Genomic DNA, 16,452 nt, shown 5'->3' on the forward strand with positions numbered 1-16,452 from the left:
CGGCGGTGGCCCAGAATTTGACTATCGCCTCAGACCGGATGCCAAAATGAATCGCCTATCAGACATCGATATAGACCTTTTGCTGACGCTTGATGCCTTACTCATTGAGCAGAACATCACCCACGCCGCCAGCCGGCTGGGCATCAGTCAGCCGGCGATGTCCGCCAGACTGGCGCGCCTGCGCACTATTTTAGGCGAGCGGTTGTTCATCCCTTCCCCGCACGGACGTGGGGTATTGCCATCCCCCCGGGCTGAATCGCTGCGACCTTTGGTCAACCAGGTGCTGAAAGGAATTAGTTCGATTCTGGAGCCGGCAGATTTCGAGCCGGCGAGCAGCAACCGGACCTTCGTGGTCGCCCTGCACGAAAACCCGGCGCTGATGCTGGGTTCCGATCTGTTGAATCATATCAGGGACGCGGCGCCCCGCGTCCGCCTGCGTTTTTCTTTGCCGGACAACAGCCGTTTGGCGGCGCAGTTGGAGAGTGGTGACGTCGATGTTTATATCGGCGTCAGTTCCGGCGCCCACGATTCCTGGATCGGCCGCAAACTGTTCGAGGATGAATTTGCCACTGCCCAGCGTAAAGGACATCCACGGGGGAGGGGATCGCTGGATTTGGCCTCCTTCTGCTCATCGTCCCATTTGGTGGTCTCTTCCGAAGGCGATCCCTTTACCGGCTTTGTCGATCGCGCGCTTGCCGGTAAGGGATTACACCGCAGTGTGCTAATGTCGACACAAAGTTACGCGATGGCTCCGCCAATCGTTGCGAATACCGATCTGCTTTGTACGCTGCCGCGCCGTCTGCTGCATCGCTTTACTGAAACGCTTGATATTTTTGCCCCCCCACTGCCGCTTCCACCGGTTTCAGTCAGCGCTTACTGGCATCCGAGAAATAATGATGACTCCGCTAATATTTGGCTTCGCTCACAGATATACCTCGCCGCCGGGCTCAGTTCGGAGCAAGCTGGCTGGCAAAAAGGCCGGCCGCGCTGACCGCATCGATAGCGATTTTACCCAGTTGTCGATTGATGGCGCCGGCCAAGGCAATAGTGGAGAAGCCGGTACATGAAAATGCAATCACCTCAATACCCTGCCGATACAATCCGTCGGCGCAGGCCAGCGAGGCTTCGCGCCCTTCGGGCGTCAGCAGGTCGGTGGTGTTGGTGACACCTTGCGGTCGTGCATAGAGGATGTCTTCACCCAATAGATTTCTGAAGGGTGCCGGCGCATTTGCCCCAATCCCCATCACCGCCACCGGACGCTGCAACAACGCCGCTATACTGGCCGCGGCGCTGCCGGCGCTGACGACCGGAATGGACACTGCCTGGCGCAGCGCCGCCAGGCCGGGATCGGCGGCACAGCTCAGGAACAACGCCTTACATCCATCCTGCTCAAGCTGCCGGCCCAAAGCCACAATCTTCGGCACGGCGCGGGCTTCGCTGGCGGCATCAAATATCCCGGTAGGCTGGTCGGCAATGCAGCGGCTCAGCGAGGCAATACCGTACTGCTGTTCTATCAATCGGCCATGTTCGCCGACAAAGTTCGGATCGTCGTGCGTCAATACTCGGATAATCCCTAACATACTGTTCTCCTGTCAGAGTAATGGGTGGCCGGCAGGCAATATGATCGCCTCCTGTCCGGCTTTGAACAGCAGCGTCGGATGTGGGCCGTGCGCATAGGCTTGCTGGCCGCTCACTGCTATCCAGTTGCCTTCCGGCAGGCCAATAACGTCAAGCTCGGGGGAGAGCGCCAGCAGTTCACGGATCCGTTGCTCACGCGTTTCGCCCTGATGGCCGGTCGGCAGGGCATTGGTAAAGTGCGGATTAATCTGCAGCGGGAACAGGTTCAGCGCATCCAGGCCACCGGGATCGGTAATCGGCATATCGTTGGTGGTGCGGATACTCGGGCATGCAAGGTTGGAACCGGCGCTCCAGCCCACATACAGCGCACCCTTTTTCACCGCTTCGGTTATCGGTTTCAGCAAACCGCGCGTGCGGCATTCCTTCAACAGATTAAAGGTATTGCCGCCGCCGACCATGATCACATCGGCAGCGGCAATGGCTGCCGCCGGATCGGCCTGGGTGTGGATGCCGACGATGTCGAGTTCAAGATCATTAAACGCTTTGCCGACCTTATCGGTATAGCTATCCCAGTCCTGGGTGATGCCGGCAAAAGGAATGAAAACCACCGACTGGCCCGCCGCAACATGTTTGGCCAGCAGCGGCACCGCATGGTGCAGGTAGCTGAAGCCCGGGGTGGAGGAGTTGCTCAGTAATAGCATTTTCATGGTGTTGACCTCTTACAATATATTGCGCAGTAGATCCGCCAGTAACTGGTTTGACAGCACCACCGGCTGACTGACATGCCGGGCGCAGATGGCCTGATGCCAGGCGGTATAGCCCATGCAGTCGGTGAGAATTATGTCGGCCCCCTGGTCGGCCAACTGCCGGGCGGCGGCGGCCAGTTCGTCTTCTGAAGCGGTATAGGGCGAGGCGACGGCAAACACCGGCGTGCGCGCCGCACCGCGCCACTTCTCTAGCTCGCTGGCTATCTGAGACGCCAACGGTACCAAAATACCCGCCTGCCGATCGCCTACCAGCGCGTTCAGGGTCGGCGGCAGTAGGCGATCAGGTTCAATCAACCAGGCGCCGTCACCGTGCAGACCGTGGAATTCACCGGTGCAAAGCAGCACCACCATTTCACAGCCGGCGGCCGCCAGTTCACTGATTTTAAGCTGCACCGCCGCGCCGACCGCCGTTTTACCCATCACCACCGCCCGACCGTCCAGCAGGCGCGAGGTCAGCACCGCCGCGCCCGGTTCGACCGGAAAACGGCCAGCGATGGCGTCATCATCCAGACCGTCCAATATCCCGGCGTGCAGGCAGGTGACATGAGCCGGCAAGGCCTTTTCAAGAATGGGTGTAATATCGCTGCGCGGCGCCTGACCGATAGTCAGGGTGCCTATTTTTCGGCGTATCATCTCAGGCCTCCGGCTGACGTTGTTGCAGCTGCGCCAGCGAACCATAAAGCTTCAGTAAATGCTGATATTCATCTGCATTGAAAAACTGGCAGGTGCCTCTGGAGAACTCTTTCGCCACTTCCACCGCAAATTTGCACGCCAGCGCGATATCGACTTCATGGCTGGCGCCGGTGCCGCAGCCGGGAACAATGCCTTCGGCGGTGATGGCCAGGCCAACTACCGGGGCGCGGGTAGCAATCGAGGGCTGCAAAATACTGTTCAGATGGTAAACGCCGTTGCCGTACGGCGTGATGTCCTGGGTTGTGATGGGAAATGTCACCGGCAGTTTACCGGTCGTCATTTCCATTATCCGCAGCAGATCTTCCGACACCCGCAGGATATAGCCTTCCTTGACCGTCGGCGAAATCGCAAAGCCTTTATGGTTGATGATACGGTTGCCTTTGGTGGTATCGATTGACAGCACCGCATCCATCTCATCAGTGACTTCCTGCTCGTTCATATCTTCGGTTTCGACCGGCGAGTCCATAAAGTCTACCGGTTCATGAGGGCGGGTGGGCGCATCCGGGCAGATATGGGTGGTGATAATTACATCGCCCGGCAGGCTGTCGCCCTGGCGCTGCATTTCGGCAAGCTTGAGCGCTGAGGCGACTGCCGCAACGGCCCCGTCGGCATCGGACACCATACCGATGCGACCTGGCCGGGCGCCGATGCCGCCCAGGCGGCCGACAATGCCCAGCGTCGGCGCATTGCCGCCCAGCCGCTTCCCCTCGGTGCCGGGAACCACGATTTTGATAAAATCGGTTTTACCCTTCAGGCCGTGAACCTCTTTCACCGTGACCTCGACGTCGGCATAACCGGCCAGCAGCTCCTGCACTTTTTTTCCGCTGGCCCAGGCGCTGTCCAGCAATTCGAATACCTGCAAAGTTTGATATAAGCTCATGATTATTCCTTAATTGAATGCATTATTTTTTGCCGCTCGGCAACACCGAGCTGAAGAAACTGAACAGGGCATCGCCGGCGATCATCCCGGCCGCCAGTACTTCCATCTTATTGCGTGCCGGTTCACCGCCCACGCGCAGCCAGATAGAACGGATAGCGATACCGATAAGCACCGCCCAGCCGGCCATCGGGTTGTTGATTAATAAGCCGGTCGCCAGCAACACCCCCATCTGACGGCCCGGACCGCCGACCCATTGGATAAGCGCACCCGGAACGGCCCATATCAGCAGGGATTTGGCGATTTCGGTTGAGACGCCCGCATTGATCGCCGCCACGTACACTTTGGCCACCGGCGGAATCAGTCCCTGGGCGAAGTAGCCTTTATAGATAAACAGCACCACCGGGATGGCGACCACAAACGCCAGCATGGCGGCCAGCAGTTGCTGACGGCGTCCGTCAAGTTCGAAGGCGGTAAACTCGCCTTTACCCCGCAGGATCCAGCCGGCCTTCAGGTCATAGCCCATATCGGCAAACGCCGGGCCGGTGGCTGCCGAGAAGCCGCACAGCATGGCCAGCGCTTCCGGCGGGAAGCCAATCAGAATGCCGACCAGCAGGGTAATCAGCGCCACGGCGAACGCCGGGAACCAGCCGGAATGCATGGCGGCCAGGCCGACGATCATCTGGTGCAGGAAAGCGGCAAAGGCGGCGTAAAGCATAAACGCCAGTAGCCAGGGCAACGACAGATGGGCATACAGGCCGCTGGTCAAGGCAATCAGTACTGAAATGGCTGCAAAACCCAGCGCGCCGAAACGCAAGGTCTTGCCAATCTGTGCGTTCTGCGTTTCCGGTAATACCGATGGCGATTCACGGCGGCTAGGCGCAGGGCTTTTGCCCGGCCGTACCAGCTTGACGATCTGAAACAACGCCACTACACCGGCTCCGGCCATCATGCCGTGCGGGATGTAGAGTTTATTGATATCAATACCAAACATCGGCATGGAATAACCGCGCAGCAGGAAGCCGACACCCAGCATGCCCAGTGCCCAGATATTGCCGATAAAAGCGGTGCCCAGCGCCGCCATCGGGAATTTAAACCAGGAGCCGATAGCGCCCATGGCAATGCCGACGCTCAGCAATGCAGCGTGTTTACCGCCCTGATCGCCGGCCTTGATCGACTCGGCAGCCGCCACGCCCGGAGGCCATGCACCCTCTGCCGGAAAGATGCGGGTGTTGAACAGACGATAGAGCAAATAACCGTCCAGCAGCATGGCCAGTGCGACGCCGACGAACATCGGCATCACCATATCCTGGCGGCCAAACAGCCATGGAATCGCAATCGGCAACAGCAGCGAGTTGGCGGCGCCAAAGGTGGCGGCTGAGGTAGCGCTTTGCGCGAGGTTCTGAATATGAATCGAACGGAAACGGGCAAAGCATTGCAGCGGGATCCGGGCAATCACCATTGCCACCATCGCACCAATGATGGCGGTGTTAGGCGTGACGCCCAGTGTGGTTAACAGCTGAACGCCGATGATCGCGCCAAACACGCTGAGCACCAGCAGCAGCAGTAAGGTGACTGGAGCGAAAGTGCGGGGATGTTCCGCTGCTTGGTGATGGGATGATTCTGCATGCGCATTCTGACTCACGGTGATTCTCCAGGAATGGGATAACGTTAAGGTTGGTGGCTGACCAGGGTGTCACCGGTTTTCTCGGCAATAAGCAGGGCGGTTTCTTTCAGTAAGGCGGCAATCCGTTGCAGTTCTTGCGGCTGCGCCAGCGTCTGGGGAAATGACAGACAAAAGGCCACCGCTTCATGGGTAGTGGGATCGCCGATGGCGCAACTGACCGAGGCGGTATCGGCAACGGACTCGTTTATCGCGCTGGCAAAGCCCTCTTTTCTGGTGCGATTAACCGCAGCCACCAGTTTGTCAATCTGATGGCTGCCACCGTTTAGTTGAGCTGCCACTGTCGGGCTGTGGAAAAAAGCCTGCAGTTCGGTGTCGGAAAGACGAGCCAGCAACGCCCGGCCGGTCGAGGTGCCCCATGCCGGAGAGCGGGAGCCCGGCCAGGTGACTATCGGCAGCGTCTGGCGTCCGTGAATAACCCGCAGCACCAGGATTTCCTGGCTGTCGAGCATCGATATATAGCCGGTGTAACCGGTCTGCTCGCACAGTGAGCGCAGGGCGTTATCGACCAGGTCACTGAGCGGCGCCTGGCGATTTATCAACTGGGATACCGCTACCATCAGCGGCCCAGGCAAGAAGACTCCCTTGGCATCGTCTTTTTCGATATAGCCGTAGGATACAAGCTGGTTCATGACGCGTGAGGCAGTACTCTTCGGCATGCCAAGATGGGCGATGACATCACTGATGCGGATGCCGCCCTTAAGCGTCACCATCAACTTTAGAATATGGGCGGTGGTGTCCAGCATAGACATAGCAAAGTCTCAAAAAATGGGATTATGTTCCATTAATTGAGATTGCAAAAGTGATGCCAAAACTAACTCATTGAAAAATGCTGAATAAGGGAAATAGGGTAAACAGGTTGCACCGATTATGGGCGCAAGTTTGGTGCATTGGGTCAGTGATGGGGCGGGCAGTGGCGGTATTTTCGTCATAGCGAAGCGTCTGAAGGGTGAAGAAATGCCTTATGGCATTGGGGTTGCGCATTGGGGAGCAAGAGAGCCCACGGTGAGAATCATGGGCGCAAATCTGGGTGCATTGTGCCGGTATTGGCGGGGCGGCGATGTAAAACGCCCCGTTAGACAGGGCGTTTTCCTTTCAGATCACTACTTTTACCATCACATGTTGTTAATCGATTTCCAATCTCTTTAGCGGCCCAACGATAAAGATATAGGCAAAGGTGCCGATCACGCCCATCAGTCCCACATATAAAATGGCGTAATCAAATGAACCGGTGCGCGTCAGGATAAAACCTATCAATAGCGGCGTGACGATACTGGCGATGTTGCCAAAAAAATTAAACAGGCCGCCAGCGATGCCCAGCACTTCTTTGGGCGAAGTGTCGCTGAGAATGCACCAACCGAGATTACCAAACCCTTTGGCAAAAAACGCAATGCTCATTACCAGCACGACGATAAAATCCGAGCTGACATAGTTGGCACAGATGATCACGCTGGAAAGGATCATGCCGGCCATCACCGGTGTTTTTCGTGCAAAGGTCAGACTGTAGCCTTTTCTGAGCAGGTAATCGGAAAACAGCCCGCCCAGGATACCGCCGATAAAACCCGCTATCGCCGGGATAGACGCCACCAGCCCGACTTTAAGGATGGTCATGCCGCGGGCCTGGTAAAGATAGGTCGGAAACCAGGTCAGGAAAAACCAGGTAATTGAGGTCAGGCAGAACTGGCCGATATATACCCCTACCATCATCCGGTTGGATACCAAGGCTTTGATGTGCCTGATATTGAAAGATGATGCTTTGCGCGCCGCCGCCAGATCGGGAATGCCGCCGCCACTGCGAATATAGTCGATTTCCGCCTGATTTACTCCAGGGTGCTGCTGTGGGTCGCGTACATACCACAGCCAGGCAATACCGATAGCGATACCGGCGGCACCAATATAATAAAAAATATAGTGCCAGCTCAGCGCCTGCAAAATATAGGTCATCAATGGGGTAAAAAGCGCGAGCGAAATATACTGCGCCGCGGCATAGATTGACGTAGCGAACGCCCGTTCTTTATTTGGGAACCATTGCACCGAGAGACGACTATTGGCGGGAAAAGCCGGCGCTTCAACCGCGCCCATTAAAAAGCGCAGCACAAACAGGATGATGAAGGGTGAAGCGAAGAGATACACATAGCCTTGCATGACGGTAATCGCCGACCAGGCGATAAGGGCCACGCCATAGACCAGACGAGCGCCGAGTTTATCCAGGATCCAGCCGCCGGGCAATTGCATCAGGACATAGGCCCAGCCAAAGGCCGAAAAAGCCCATCCCATCATGCTGGCATCGAATCCCAGCTCCTTGCTCATAAACGGTGCCGCTACTGACAAGGTCGCGCGGTCGACATAATTAAACACCGTGGCGATAAAAATAAAGCCCAGTATGATAAAACGGGTATGAGTCTTAGCTGTTGGCTTCACTGGGTGATTGGCGGATGACATTATGCTTTCCCTCATTTTTTATAGAGTAGGGTGGTCACTGGAGAAAGAGTTGAGGTGAAAATGGCAAACGGGAGAACCCGTTCCACGGCTGGCGCGCTAACCGCACAATAACGCGCCAGGGCTATCAGCTAGTGTGGCTATTGATAACCACTTTTCCCTGAGTCCAGGCGCGGCTTTGCTCATGCAGACTAAAGCCGAGGCCCGGCCGATCGGGTACCTGCATATGGCCATTGCTGATAGCGAACCGCTCATTAAACACTGGCTCCAGCCATTCGAAATGTTCAACCCAGGTCTCATGGGCATAGGCGGCGGCCAGGTGCAGATGTATTTCCATCACAAAGTGCGGCGCCATGGTCAGGCCGCGATTTTCCGCCAGGGCGGCGATTTTCAGGAATGGCGTGATGCCACCAATGCGTGGAGCGTCATGCATCAGTACATCGACCGCACCGGTGGAGATAAAGTCGGCCACCTCATTGGCGCTGGTGAGCATTTCGCCGCTGCCGATCGGAGTAATCAGCTGTTGCGACAGGGCGCGATGCCCTTCGATATCGTAGGCATCCAGGGGTTCTTCTATCCACTGCAATTCATATTGTTCCAGAGCCTTGCCCATTCGCAATGCGGTGGTGCGATCCCACTGCTGGTTAGCATCCACCATCAGCGGCACCTGTTCGCCCAGCGCCTGCCGTATCTGTGCGACCCGTTGCAAATCCAGCCGCCGGTCCGGGTGGCCGACTTTCATTTTGATGCCGCCGATGCCGCGTGCCAGTGATTGATGGGCTTTATCGACGATTTCCGCCGCTGAGGCCTGCAGATAGCCGCCCGAGGTGTTGTAGCAGCGGACTTCGTTACGATGAGCCCCCAACAATTTGGCCAAGGGTAATCCGGCGCGCCGGGCTTTTAAATCCCAAAGAGCGGTGTCCATGGCAGCGATGGCCTGAATGGCGACGCCGCTGCGGCCGACCGATGCCCCGGCCCAGACCAGCTTGCTCCAAATCCGGGCAATGTCATTGGGATCTTCGCCAATCAACAACGGCGCCACTTCCCGGGCATGGGCAAACTGCGCCGGCGCACCGGTGCGCAGCGTATAGGTGAACCCGAGCCCGCTGAACCCCTGCTCGGTCTCAATTTCGGCGAATAACAAGGCAACGTCTTTCAGGGCCTTTTGCCGGCCGGTCAATACTTTGGCATCGCTGACCGGGATGTGCAGCGGTACGTTAATAGAGGAAAGGGTAATTTGGCGGATACGATCGGCCGCTACGGACGTCGCTCCCGCTGATGCATGCGCCATGGAATGACCTTATTGGTTAACGGTAAACACATACCGGCGATAGATTGTCACGCAGCCGGCAAAAATGCCGCCCGGCCCACAGTTCATCGCCGGCGGTTGCTGTTATCTTGTGCCGGTCGACTAATACTGTCTATTTCAAACCTGGCATCGATTAATACGGGGATTGAATCAATGTTTGAACTCGGGCAACTGCGCTGTTTCACCACCGTCGCGACAGAGCTGAGCTTTCGGCGTGCCGCCGAGCGGCTTAATATGACGCAACCGCCGCTGAGCCGTCAGGTGCAGATGCTGGAACACCAATTGGGGGTGAAGTTGCTCGAGCGTACTACCCGTTCGGTAAGCTTGACCCCGGCCGGCAGGGCGTTTTTCATCGAGGCCAACCAGCTGCTGGAACGTGCCCAGAATGCCGCCATGACCGCCAGGCGAATCGCCAGTGGCGATATCGGCAGCATCACCATCAGCTTTGTTTCCTGTGCGGTGTACGAGTTTTTACCTGAGGTTATCAATCGGGTGAAAGCAGATCATGCGCAAATTGATATCCATTTGCATGAAATGACTACTCATGGCCAGCTGGAGAGCGTGCGTCTTCGTCAGGTGGACATCGGCATCGTGCGCTCGACCCACAGCCAGCATGGCTATCGCTGCGAAAGCCTGGTCAAGGAACCGTTTGTATTGGCGATCCCCCGGCACCACCCGTTGGCCGGCGCAGCACGATTGACCCCTGACTCGTTGGATAAGCAGCCGTTTATTACCTATGCACTGTCATCCTGGCAACCTTTCCATGAGTTGATAACCGGAATGTTCCGCGCCTGCGGCATCCATCCGGACTATAGCTATCAGCTAGGGTCTACCGTCACCATCTTGTCGCTGGTGAACGGCGGTATCGGCTTGGCGCTGGTCCCTGCCTGCGCGGCGCGCATCCGCTTTGAAAACGTGGTGTTTCGTGAAATCGATCTGGACGGGGGGCTCTACAGCGAGCTGTCGTTGGTATGGCGTGATGATAATGATAATCCGGTGTTGCCGCTGTTGCTGGATACGCTGCGCCAGTCGGTCCAAAACCGGCGAACGGTCGCGGCGCCAGTGCCGGGGAGCCGCCCGCAACGGCATAACAGCCAGCACGTCACCTAAGATCCCGCCCGCTATTGGCGGGCAGGATCCTCCCGCGTTCAATTTTTAATAGAGGTACTGTCCGGTCAGGACAACGCTTCTTCCTGCCCCCCAGGCTCCCTGACTGTAAAAGCCGATCTGATTGTAATATTTATAATCAAACAGATTATTCACATTCAACTGGGCGGAAAGATTTTTGGTGAATTGATAACGCGCCATAAGGTTAGTGGTGGCGTAACTGCCCTGGCTGACCCGTTCATTGCCGTTTGGCCCGGTCGCAAGGGTGTAAACCTCACTCTGCCAGTTAACGCCGCCTCCCAGCGTCAGACTGTTCCATCTACCGGGTAATTGCCAGGTGGTGAATCCTTTTATCAGTGTCCTGGGCTGGTTGGTCGAGATCGGTTTTCCCTGATTGTCCTCGCCAGTCCAGTGGGTCCAACTGGCTGCAATATTCCAACCGGGCGCAATTTGGCCTGAGGTTTCCAACTCGAAGCCACGGGACCGGGTGCCCTGCGCGGCGTAATAGGCCTGGTTTGTGGTACCGGGAACCCGATGATTGGTGTCAATCTGGGCCAGGTTATCCTGTTCTATCTGGTATACGGCAGCGCTGGCATTCAACCGGCCGCCAAAAAATTCTCCTTTGATACCGGATTCCCAGGCTTGGCCATCCAGCGGCTCGAGCCAGTCACCGTTTTTATCCTGGCTGCTTTGGGGATTGAAGATACTGGTGTAGCTGATATAAGCGGTATAGTTTTCGGCAAAATCATATAAAAGCCCGGTATAAGGGGTGAATGCGCTTTTATTGATATTGTCACTCCCGCCATCTGATTTGATATCTCGCGTCTTCCATTCGCTGTAACGTCCTCCGATGATAAGCGTAAGCGGTTCCGCAAGGCTTAGTCGCACAGCGCTGTACACTCCATCTTGCCGCTCGGTCTGACGAGAGGAGGGCGATGCATCTGTCCAGTCCGGCTCAGGATAAGCACCGTTCCATTTAAGAAAATTACCTACCGGTATGGTGGAGGCAGAACCCCGGTAATCAATGGCCGATTTCTGTTTTTTGGTGCTGGCCCCCACCACGGCTTCATGTTCCCGACCCAATAATGAAAAAGGCCCTGAAGCTTTTGCATCCAGACTGTTCTGCTTCCTGTCGCCAAAATACCATGACGGCGATGCAGACATTCCCTGGCCGGAAACACGATCAGGCCAGCCACTCATAAACAGCAATTTGGCATCAATTTCGTGACGGGAGTGGGCGCCGGAAATCTGCAGGTTCCAGTCATTGTTGAAGTGGTGCTTCAAGGTGGCAAAGGCGCCCTGGGTGGTACTGGCCCACGATGTCCAGTCAGCGCCGATATTCAGCGAGCGTCGCCAGTCAGTACGTCCGCCGTCGGCATACCACAGTGGGAAGCCTCCCCAGCTGCTGCCTTCAGGATCATTATCCTGATAGTTAGCCCCCAGACTCAATGAGGTATCATCGGTGAGATCAGCATCTATAACGCCATAAAAGATCTTTTTCTTTTTTCCGTAGCCGTCTAGAAAGGATTTTGAATCTTCCCAGGCAGTGACGATCCGCCCACGGACATCCCCGCTGTCGCTGAGCGGGGCAGATAAATCGGCAGTGGTCCTGTAAGCATCCCAACTGCCGGCACTGGCGGTAATATCGGCCATAAATTCGCGGCTATTGGCATGTTTGCGAATCAGATTTATCGAAGCCGAAGGGTTACCTGCCCCTGTTAACAGCCCGGTAGCCCCTCTGACAACGTCAATCCGGTCATAGATAATCGGGTCTATTGCCGACTCACCCGCGTCATAGCCGGTATTAAAACTGGTTGGCACGCCATCATACTGATAATTGGTAATACTAAAGCCGCGGGAACTGAAAGAATAGCGCTCCACATCATAGTTGTAAGCTGAAATACCGGGAGTACTGGCCATCACATCAACCAAAGACCGCATATTTTCGTCTTTAATCCGTTGACTGGTCATTACCGAAACCGACTGGGGAGTTTCTCGTATGCTGAGGGGCAGACCGGTGGAGGAGGTCGTCGAACCGGTAGTATATGAACCCGTATATTCAGTGCTGCCATCGGCCGGAAAGGGAGAGGCAATCACTTCCAGGGTTTCCTCTGACTTTTCTTCGGCCGCCTTGCCTGGTTCATCGGCATAGACCATCACCGGATTCAGGCATAATATCATTCCACCCGCCAGAGGATAAATCAGTCCTTTCATTATTTGTCCTCTTTGCCAATAGCCGTTAAATCTATTTTTATTATGTCATCCTGCCGGGTACTCATTTCCTCTTTAGGCTGTTTGACGCTGGTATATAAGCTATTACCGTCAGCAGAGACAGCTAAGCTATTGGGCAACAATGCAGTGGTTATCGCTGCCTTAACCCGATACGTCTCGCTGTCTACGATACTGATACGCTTCGCATTACGATGAGAGATATAGATTTCATTTCGCAGCGGGTTAAACAATACGGCGAGCGAGTTAATAACATCAATTCGTTGCACTATTTTACCGCTTGTCACATCAACAACCAGCACGCCCGCGACATCAGGATCGGTAATAAATGCGCGTCCTTTTTTTTCATCCAGACTGATATTCAGTAAAAAATGTTTTTTATCCGGCTCGACAGTCAGTCGTTTTTTTATTTTATAATTTTGGGCATCAAGCGTAATCATTTCCCCACTGCCGTTCACCAGATAAATGCTATTACGGGTAAGGTCTAATGCTATACCGGTGACCGAATTTCCCAGCCCCTCAACGGTGTTGATTTTTTCCCCAGCGGCGGTATCTATGACCCATAGAACCCCTTTTTCGGCGGAGCTTGAGACATACAACCTGTGGTTTTTCCGGTCGAACACCATTTCACGCGTCGGTTTGAAACGGTCTCCCTGCCTGCTCTCGCTGAGCTGAATTATCGACAGCTCCTTGCCGGTCTCAGTATCGATGACCGTTACCGAGCCATCCAACGTATTACCGATATAAAGCCGCTGGTTTTCTTCATCCAGCGCAGTGGCAAACGCCAGGCGGCTAATCTTGATTTCCGCTTCCGTGTTCAGGGTCGCCGCGTTAAGTTGGTAGACCACGCCGCGAGACTTTTCGCGGTCAAATGACGGCGAAGAAGCAGCAAAAAGGCGCTGCTTATCACCATCAAATGACAATTCATACAGACCATGACCGACGGTTTTTGTCAGGAAGGTGGACGCTGGGATTTCTGCGGCATAGGAGTAGCAAGGCAACAGTAAAATGAGAGAGGCAATGGCCTGACGGCTAATGATTCTTTTGGAAACAGGCTGATACAGGGGAAGTTCCATTTTACACGCTCTTACAATTTGTAGGGACCTCATTATAAGCATTGTTGATAACGATTATCAATATCATATGCGGTAGTGCGTCAGGCCTATGCTGGATCGCCTATAAGCCGGGTAGAAGCTCACCATCGAGCGGGATCGGCGTTTGCAGGGGTATGCGGTATGCCGGGACCTAAGCACAGGACCCATTGACCCAAACAATGGCCATGGCGGGAGTCGATCGGCATAGGGCAGCGGTGTTTTTGCTTCAGACGGCTTTAATGCCGTCAGCCTTGATTACAGCGCACTTTTATCGGTTCCGGCATTTCGGGATTGCTGGAATAAGGGCGCATTGTTGATCACCCACTGCCAGAGCGGCAGCATATTAATCAGCATTTCCTTGCCCAGCTCGGTCAATTGATAATCCACTCGGGGATGGGGCGTTTTCTGATGATGATCATGACGACTGACCAGACCATCGCGTTCTAGCTGGCGCAGCGTTCTGGTCAGCATCCGTTGAGTAACCCCGGGTAAGGCTTTTATCAGCTCAGCATGCCTGAGCGTTCCCTGTACTCCCAGGGTGTAAATTACGCCCAATGACCAGCGGTTGCCGGCATGGGAAAGAATGTCCCGCTTCAGGGAATCATTTTCGTCACTTAGCGCATCGCAGATAGCGGCAAATGCCTTGATTTGATTATCACCCAATTTCATTACGCCTCCCGGTATCAACTCTGTACCTTATTGTCGCCCCGCGGCATTACATGCAGGATAGGGGGCAATCAAAGGAGAAAAGTATGCACCATAACGTTCAGAACACATTTAGCAAAATTCTCATTCTTGGCGCCGGTGAACTTGGCATGGCGATGATCAAGGGATTCCTGAAGCAACGAGAGACGCAGCCGGCCACCTCCCTCACGGTGTTATTGCGTCCCTCAAGTGCAGACAGCAACCCATCCCCGGGTCAAACGCTGCGGTTGCAACAGTTGGCATGCTGGCAAGTCGAAACAATCACTGCAGATTTCAGTCTGCAGACCGCTGAAGAACTGGCGGCTGTTTTTGCTCCCTATGATGCCATCGTGAACTGCAGTGGTTTTGTCGGCGGCGCCGGCACCCAACTGAAAATTTCTCAAGCTGTGCTGCTGGCCGGCGTGAAACGCTTCTTCCCCTGGCAGTTCGGCGTCGATTATGACGTTATCGGTATGGGCAGCGGCCAGCCAGTCTGGGATGAACAACTGGCTGTGCGGCAGCTGTTACGCAGCCAGCAACAGACATCCTGGGTAATTGTCTCTACCGGCATGTTTACCTCCTTTCTGTTCGAAGACAGTTTTGGGGTGGTCGATATAGCCGGGCATAAAGTGCGTGCGTTGGGGGAGGCGAGTTATGCGCTGACCCTGACCACGCCGGAAGATATTGGGCTGCTGACGGCAAAGATATTTTTTGATTACCCGCTGATTGAAAACCAGGTGATATTTATTGCCGGAGATACGCTGACGTATCAACAACTGACCGACCGGCTAAGTCAGCATTATGGTGTACGCTTTTCACTGGAAGTGATCGCTAAAGAACGCCTTAAAGCGCTGGCGGAAACTTCACCCGCTGACGGACAAGCCGCCTACCGACTCGCATTTGCCAGACCAGACGGTTTGGCATGGCCATTATCAGACACGTATAATGGCCGCCATGGCATTCAGATGACCGATATAAGGCGGTGGCTGGCGGAAAATAAACGCCCATGTTGATAGGTAAAGGTAAGGTAACAGCTTGCAGTCACCGCACCATCAAGGTCTTTCATCGCTGGGGCAACGGGATCGGCTGTGACATGGGCCAGCATTAGCCACAATATACCGCTCTGGCAAAGCATCTAGTCCTGCTTGGCCCCGTCGCCGCAGCGATCGCCGCCGAGGGAATCGATACACTCAGGGACCAATCTATTGTCATTTGAAACGCATGATCAAATTACCGCATATAATTATAAACCGCCAAGAAGTGGCTTATAAGGACAATGACATGAAAATAATGATGGCTTTATCACTGATGCTTTTTCCACTTGCCCAGGCAGTGGCTGCAGACTGCGGTAATGCTCAAACGCAATCTGAAATCAACCAGTGTGCTTCGGCGGACTATAAAAAAGCAGATAAGGAGCTGAATAACGCTTATCAAAAAGCACTGAAACTGACTTTAGGCGAGCAAAAAAACCTACTGCAGTCCGCGCAAAAAAAATGGATCAGCTATCGCGATGCCGACTGTAAATTTCAAACTTATAAATCCAGCGACGGCACGGTAAGTCCGATGAATACGGCTATCTGCCGGCAAGCTAAAACGGAGCAGAGAACCAAGGAGCTTCAGACCATGCTGAACTGCCCAGAAGGTGACGTTAGCTGCCCGCTGTAGCTGCGATATTGGCACTCAGACCTGTCTCTTCAGGCCGCGGACTGTGACGTAAAGGGGGGCGGTATTTTGCTGTGGCAATGCCTGCGCCGCGCTGAATACGTAACCTTTAGGTGCCAATTTCCAGAGAACGGGATAGGGCGACGAAAAAATCAAATACCGTGAAAGCAAAAAACCAGCCCTGAGGCTGGTTGCTTTAATTCATGGTGCCTCGACTCGGCATCAAATCCGCGATTAATGTAGTATTTATAAATGTTTTAATCTTAATCGCATGGAGCAAAGCCCCGGCTAAAGCCCCATGGCAATCCGCTGCGGTTTTGTGATTGGTA

General features: G+C 54.8%; 15 protein-coding genes. 4 read left to right on the top strand and 11 right to left on the bottom strand.

The genetic code is table 11. The features are described from left to right. Positions 1-46: 46 nt before the first annotated feature. The gene (locus EDC52_RS05550; protein WP_131864343.1) at positions 47-991 is read left to right on the top strand and encodes a LysR family transcriptional regulator; all 945 of its coding nucleotides are present in this window, start codon (positions 47-49) and stop codon (positions 989-991) included. On the opposite strand, the gene EDC52_RS05555 is transcribed toward EDC52_RS05550, so the two are convergent. From EDC52_RS05555 to EDC52_RS05590, 8 genes are all read right to left on the bottom strand, one after another. Beyond that, the gene (locus EDC52_RS05555; RefSeq protein ID WP_131864344.1) at positions 948-1,580 is read right to left on the bottom strand and encodes an aspartate/glutamate racemase family protein; all 633 of its coding nucleotides are present in this window, start codon (positions 1,578-1,580) and stop codon (positions 948-950) included. The genes EDC52_RS05550 and EDC52_RS05555 overlap by 44 nt on opposite strands. Before the next feature lie 12 nt (positions 1,581-1,592). Beyond that, a complete protein-coding gene (pepE, locus tag EDC52_RS05560) occupies positions 1,593-2,285 on the bottom strand; it encodes a dipeptidase PepE (RefSeq protein ID WP_131864345.1) in 693 nt (230 codons plus the stop codon). Between the two features lie 12 nt (positions 2,286-2,297). Next, on the bottom strand, positions 2,298-2,978 hold the full coding sequence (locus tag EDC52_RS05565) for an AroM family protein (RefSeq protein WP_131864346.1): 681 nt from the start codon (positions 2,976-2,978) through the stop codon (positions 2,298-2,300). 1 nt (position 2,979) lies between these two features. Beyond that, the gene (locus EDC52_RS05570; protein ID WP_131864347.1) at positions 2,980-3,918 is read right to left on the bottom strand and encodes a DUF1177 domain-containing protein; all 939 of its coding nucleotides are present in this window, start codon (positions 3,916-3,918) and stop codon (positions 2,980-2,982) included. 22 nt (positions 3,919-3,940) lie between these two features. After that, positions 3,941-5,470, bottom strand: a complete 1,530-nt coding sequence (locus EDC52_RS05575; protein ID WP_230467975.1) for an OPT/YSL family transporter — start codon at positions 5,468-5,470, stop codon at positions 3,941-3,943. Between the two features lie 116 nt (positions 5,471-5,586). Continuing rightward, positions 5,587-6,351, bottom strand: coding sequence for an IclR family transcriptional regulator (locus tag EDC52_RS05580; RefSeq protein ID WP_131864349.1), 765 nt, complete (start codon positions 6,349-6,351; stop codon positions 5,587-5,589). Positions 6,352-6,724: 373 nt separating this feature from the next. After that, positions 6,725-8,041 carry an MFS transporter gene (locus EDC52_RS05585; RefSeq protein ID WP_131864350.1) on the bottom strand — a complete coding sequence of 439 codons (1,317 nt, stop codon included), beginning with the start codon at positions 8,039-8,041 and terminating at the stop codon, positions 6,725-6,727. Between the two features lie 124 nt (positions 8,042-8,165). Next, a complete protein-coding gene (locus EDC52_RS05590) occupies positions 8,166-9,329 on the bottom strand; it encodes an L-talarate/galactarate dehydratase (RefSeq protein WP_131864351.1) in 1,164 nt (387 codons plus the stop codon). A 171-nt stretch (positions 9,330-9,500) separates the two neighbouring features. On the opposite strand from EDC52_RS05590, the gene EDC52_RS05595 reads away from it, so the two are divergent. Further along, positions 9,501-10,457: a LysR family transcriptional regulator gene (locus EDC52_RS05595; RefSeq protein ID WP_131864352.1), complete on the top strand. Its 957-nt coding sequence runs from the start codon at positions 9,501-9,503 to the stop codon at positions 10,455-10,457. Positions 10,458-10,502: 45 nt separating this feature from the next. On the opposite strand, the gene fhuE is transcribed toward EDC52_RS05595, so the two are convergent. From fhuE to EDC52_RS05610, 3 genes are all read right to left on the bottom strand, one after another. After that, on the bottom strand, positions 10,503-12,668 hold the full coding sequence (gene fhuE / locus EDC52_RS05600) for a ferric-rhodotorulic acid/ferric-coprogen receptor FhuE (RefSeq protein WP_131864353.1): 2,166 nt from the start codon (positions 12,666-12,668) through the stop codon (positions 10,503-10,505). Beyond that, the gene (gene yncE / locus EDC52_RS05605; protein WP_131864354.1) at positions 12,668-13,759 is read right to left on the bottom strand and encodes a 7-bladed beta-propeller protein YncE; all 1,092 of its coding nucleotides are present in this window, start codon (positions 13,757-13,759) and stop codon (positions 12,668-12,670) included. Before yncE ends, fhuE begins: the two co-directional genes overlap by 1 nt. Before the next feature lie 273 nt (positions 13,760-14,032). Further along, positions 14,033-14,446, bottom strand: coding sequence for a winged helix-turn-helix transcriptional regulator (locus EDC52_RS05610; RefSeq protein WP_131864355.1), 414 nt, complete (start codon positions 14,444-14,446; stop codon positions 14,033-14,035). 83 nt (positions 14,447-14,529) lie between these two features. Between EDC52_RS05610 and EDC52_RS05615 the strand changes: the two genes are divergently transcribed. Together EDC52_RS05615 and EDC52_RS05620 are read left to right on the top strand one after the other, a co-directional pair. Continuing rightward, positions 14,530-15,474 carry an aromatic alcohol reductase gene (locus EDC52_RS05615; RefSeq protein WP_131864356.1) on the top strand — a complete coding sequence of 315 codons (945 nt, stop codon included), beginning with the start codon at positions 14,530-14,532 and terminating at the stop codon, positions 15,472-15,474. A gap of 277 nt (positions 15,475-15,751) precedes the next feature. Beyond that, positions 15,752-16,126 carry a lysozyme inhibitor LprI family protein gene (locus tag EDC52_RS05620; RefSeq protein ID WP_131864677.1) on the top strand — a complete coding sequence of 125 codons (375 nt, stop codon included), beginning with the start codon at positions 15,752-15,754 and terminating at the stop codon, positions 16,124-16,126. Positions 16,127-16,452: the final 326 nt, after the last annotated feature.

The sequence above is a fragment of the Biostraticola tofi genome (assembly GCF_004343195.1).
GTDB lineage: Bacteria > Pseudomonadota > Gammaproteobacteria > Enterobacterales > Enterobacteriaceae > Biostraticola > Biostraticola tofi.

What these genes read in the sequence shown, in the direction of transcription:
- EDC52_RS05550 (WP_131864343.1), top strand. Translation starts at nt 47, where the DNA reads ATGAATCGCCTATCAGACATCGATATAGACCTTTTGCTGACGCTTGAT.
- EDC52_RS05555 (WP_131864344.1), bottom strand. Translation starts at nt 1,580, where the DNA reads ATGTTAGGGATTATCCGAGTATTGACGCACGACGATCCGAACTTTGTC.
- pepE (WP_131864345.1), bottom strand. Translation starts at nt 2,285, where the DNA reads ATGAAAATGCTATTACTGAGCAACTCCTCCACCCCGGGCTTCAGCTAC.
- EDC52_RS05565 (WP_131864346.1), bottom strand. Translation starts at nt 2,978, where the DNA reads ATGATACGCCGAAAAATAGGCACCCTGACTATCGGTCAGGCGCCGCGC.
- EDC52_RS05570 (WP_131864347.1), bottom strand. Translation starts at nt 3,918, where the DNA reads ATGAGCTTATATCAAACTTTGCAGGTATTCGAATTGCTGGACAGCGCC.
- EDC52_RS05580 (WP_131864349.1), bottom strand. Translation starts at nt 6,351, where the DNA reads ATGTCTATGCTGGACACCACCGCCCATATTCTAAAGTTGATGGTGACG.
- EDC52_RS05585 (WP_131864350.1), bottom strand. Translation starts at nt 8,041, where the DNA reads ATGTCATCCGCCAATCACCCAGTGAAGCCAACAGCTAAGACTCATACC.
- EDC52_RS05590 (WP_131864351.1), bottom strand. Translation starts at nt 9,329, where the DNA reads ATGGCGCATGCATCAGCGGGAGCGACGTCCGTAGCGGCCGATCGTATC.
- EDC52_RS05595 (WP_131864352.1), top strand. Translation starts at nt 9,501, where the DNA reads ATGTTTGAACTCGGGCAACTGCGCTGTTTCACCACCGTCGCGACAGAG.
- fhuE (WP_131864353.1), bottom strand. Translation starts at nt 12,668, where the DNA reads ATGAAAGGACTGATTTATCCTCTGGCGGGTGGAATGATATTATGCCTG.
- yncE (WP_131864354.1), bottom strand. Translation starts at nt 13,759, where the DNA reads ATGGAACTTCCCCTGTATCAGCCTGTTTCCAAAAGAATCATTAGCCGT.
- EDC52_RS05610 (WP_131864355.1), bottom strand. Translation starts at nt 14,446, where the DNA reads ATGAAATTGGGTGATAATCAAATCAAGGCATTTGCCGCTATCTGCGAT.
- EDC52_RS05615 (WP_131864356.1), top strand. Translation starts at nt 14,530, where the DNA reads ATGCACCATAACGTTCAGAACACATTTAGCAAAATTCTCATTCTTGGC.
- EDC52_RS05620 (WP_131864677.1), top strand. Translation starts at nt 15,752, where the DNA reads ATGATGGCTTTATCACTGATGCTTTTTCCACTTGCCCAGGCAGTGGCT.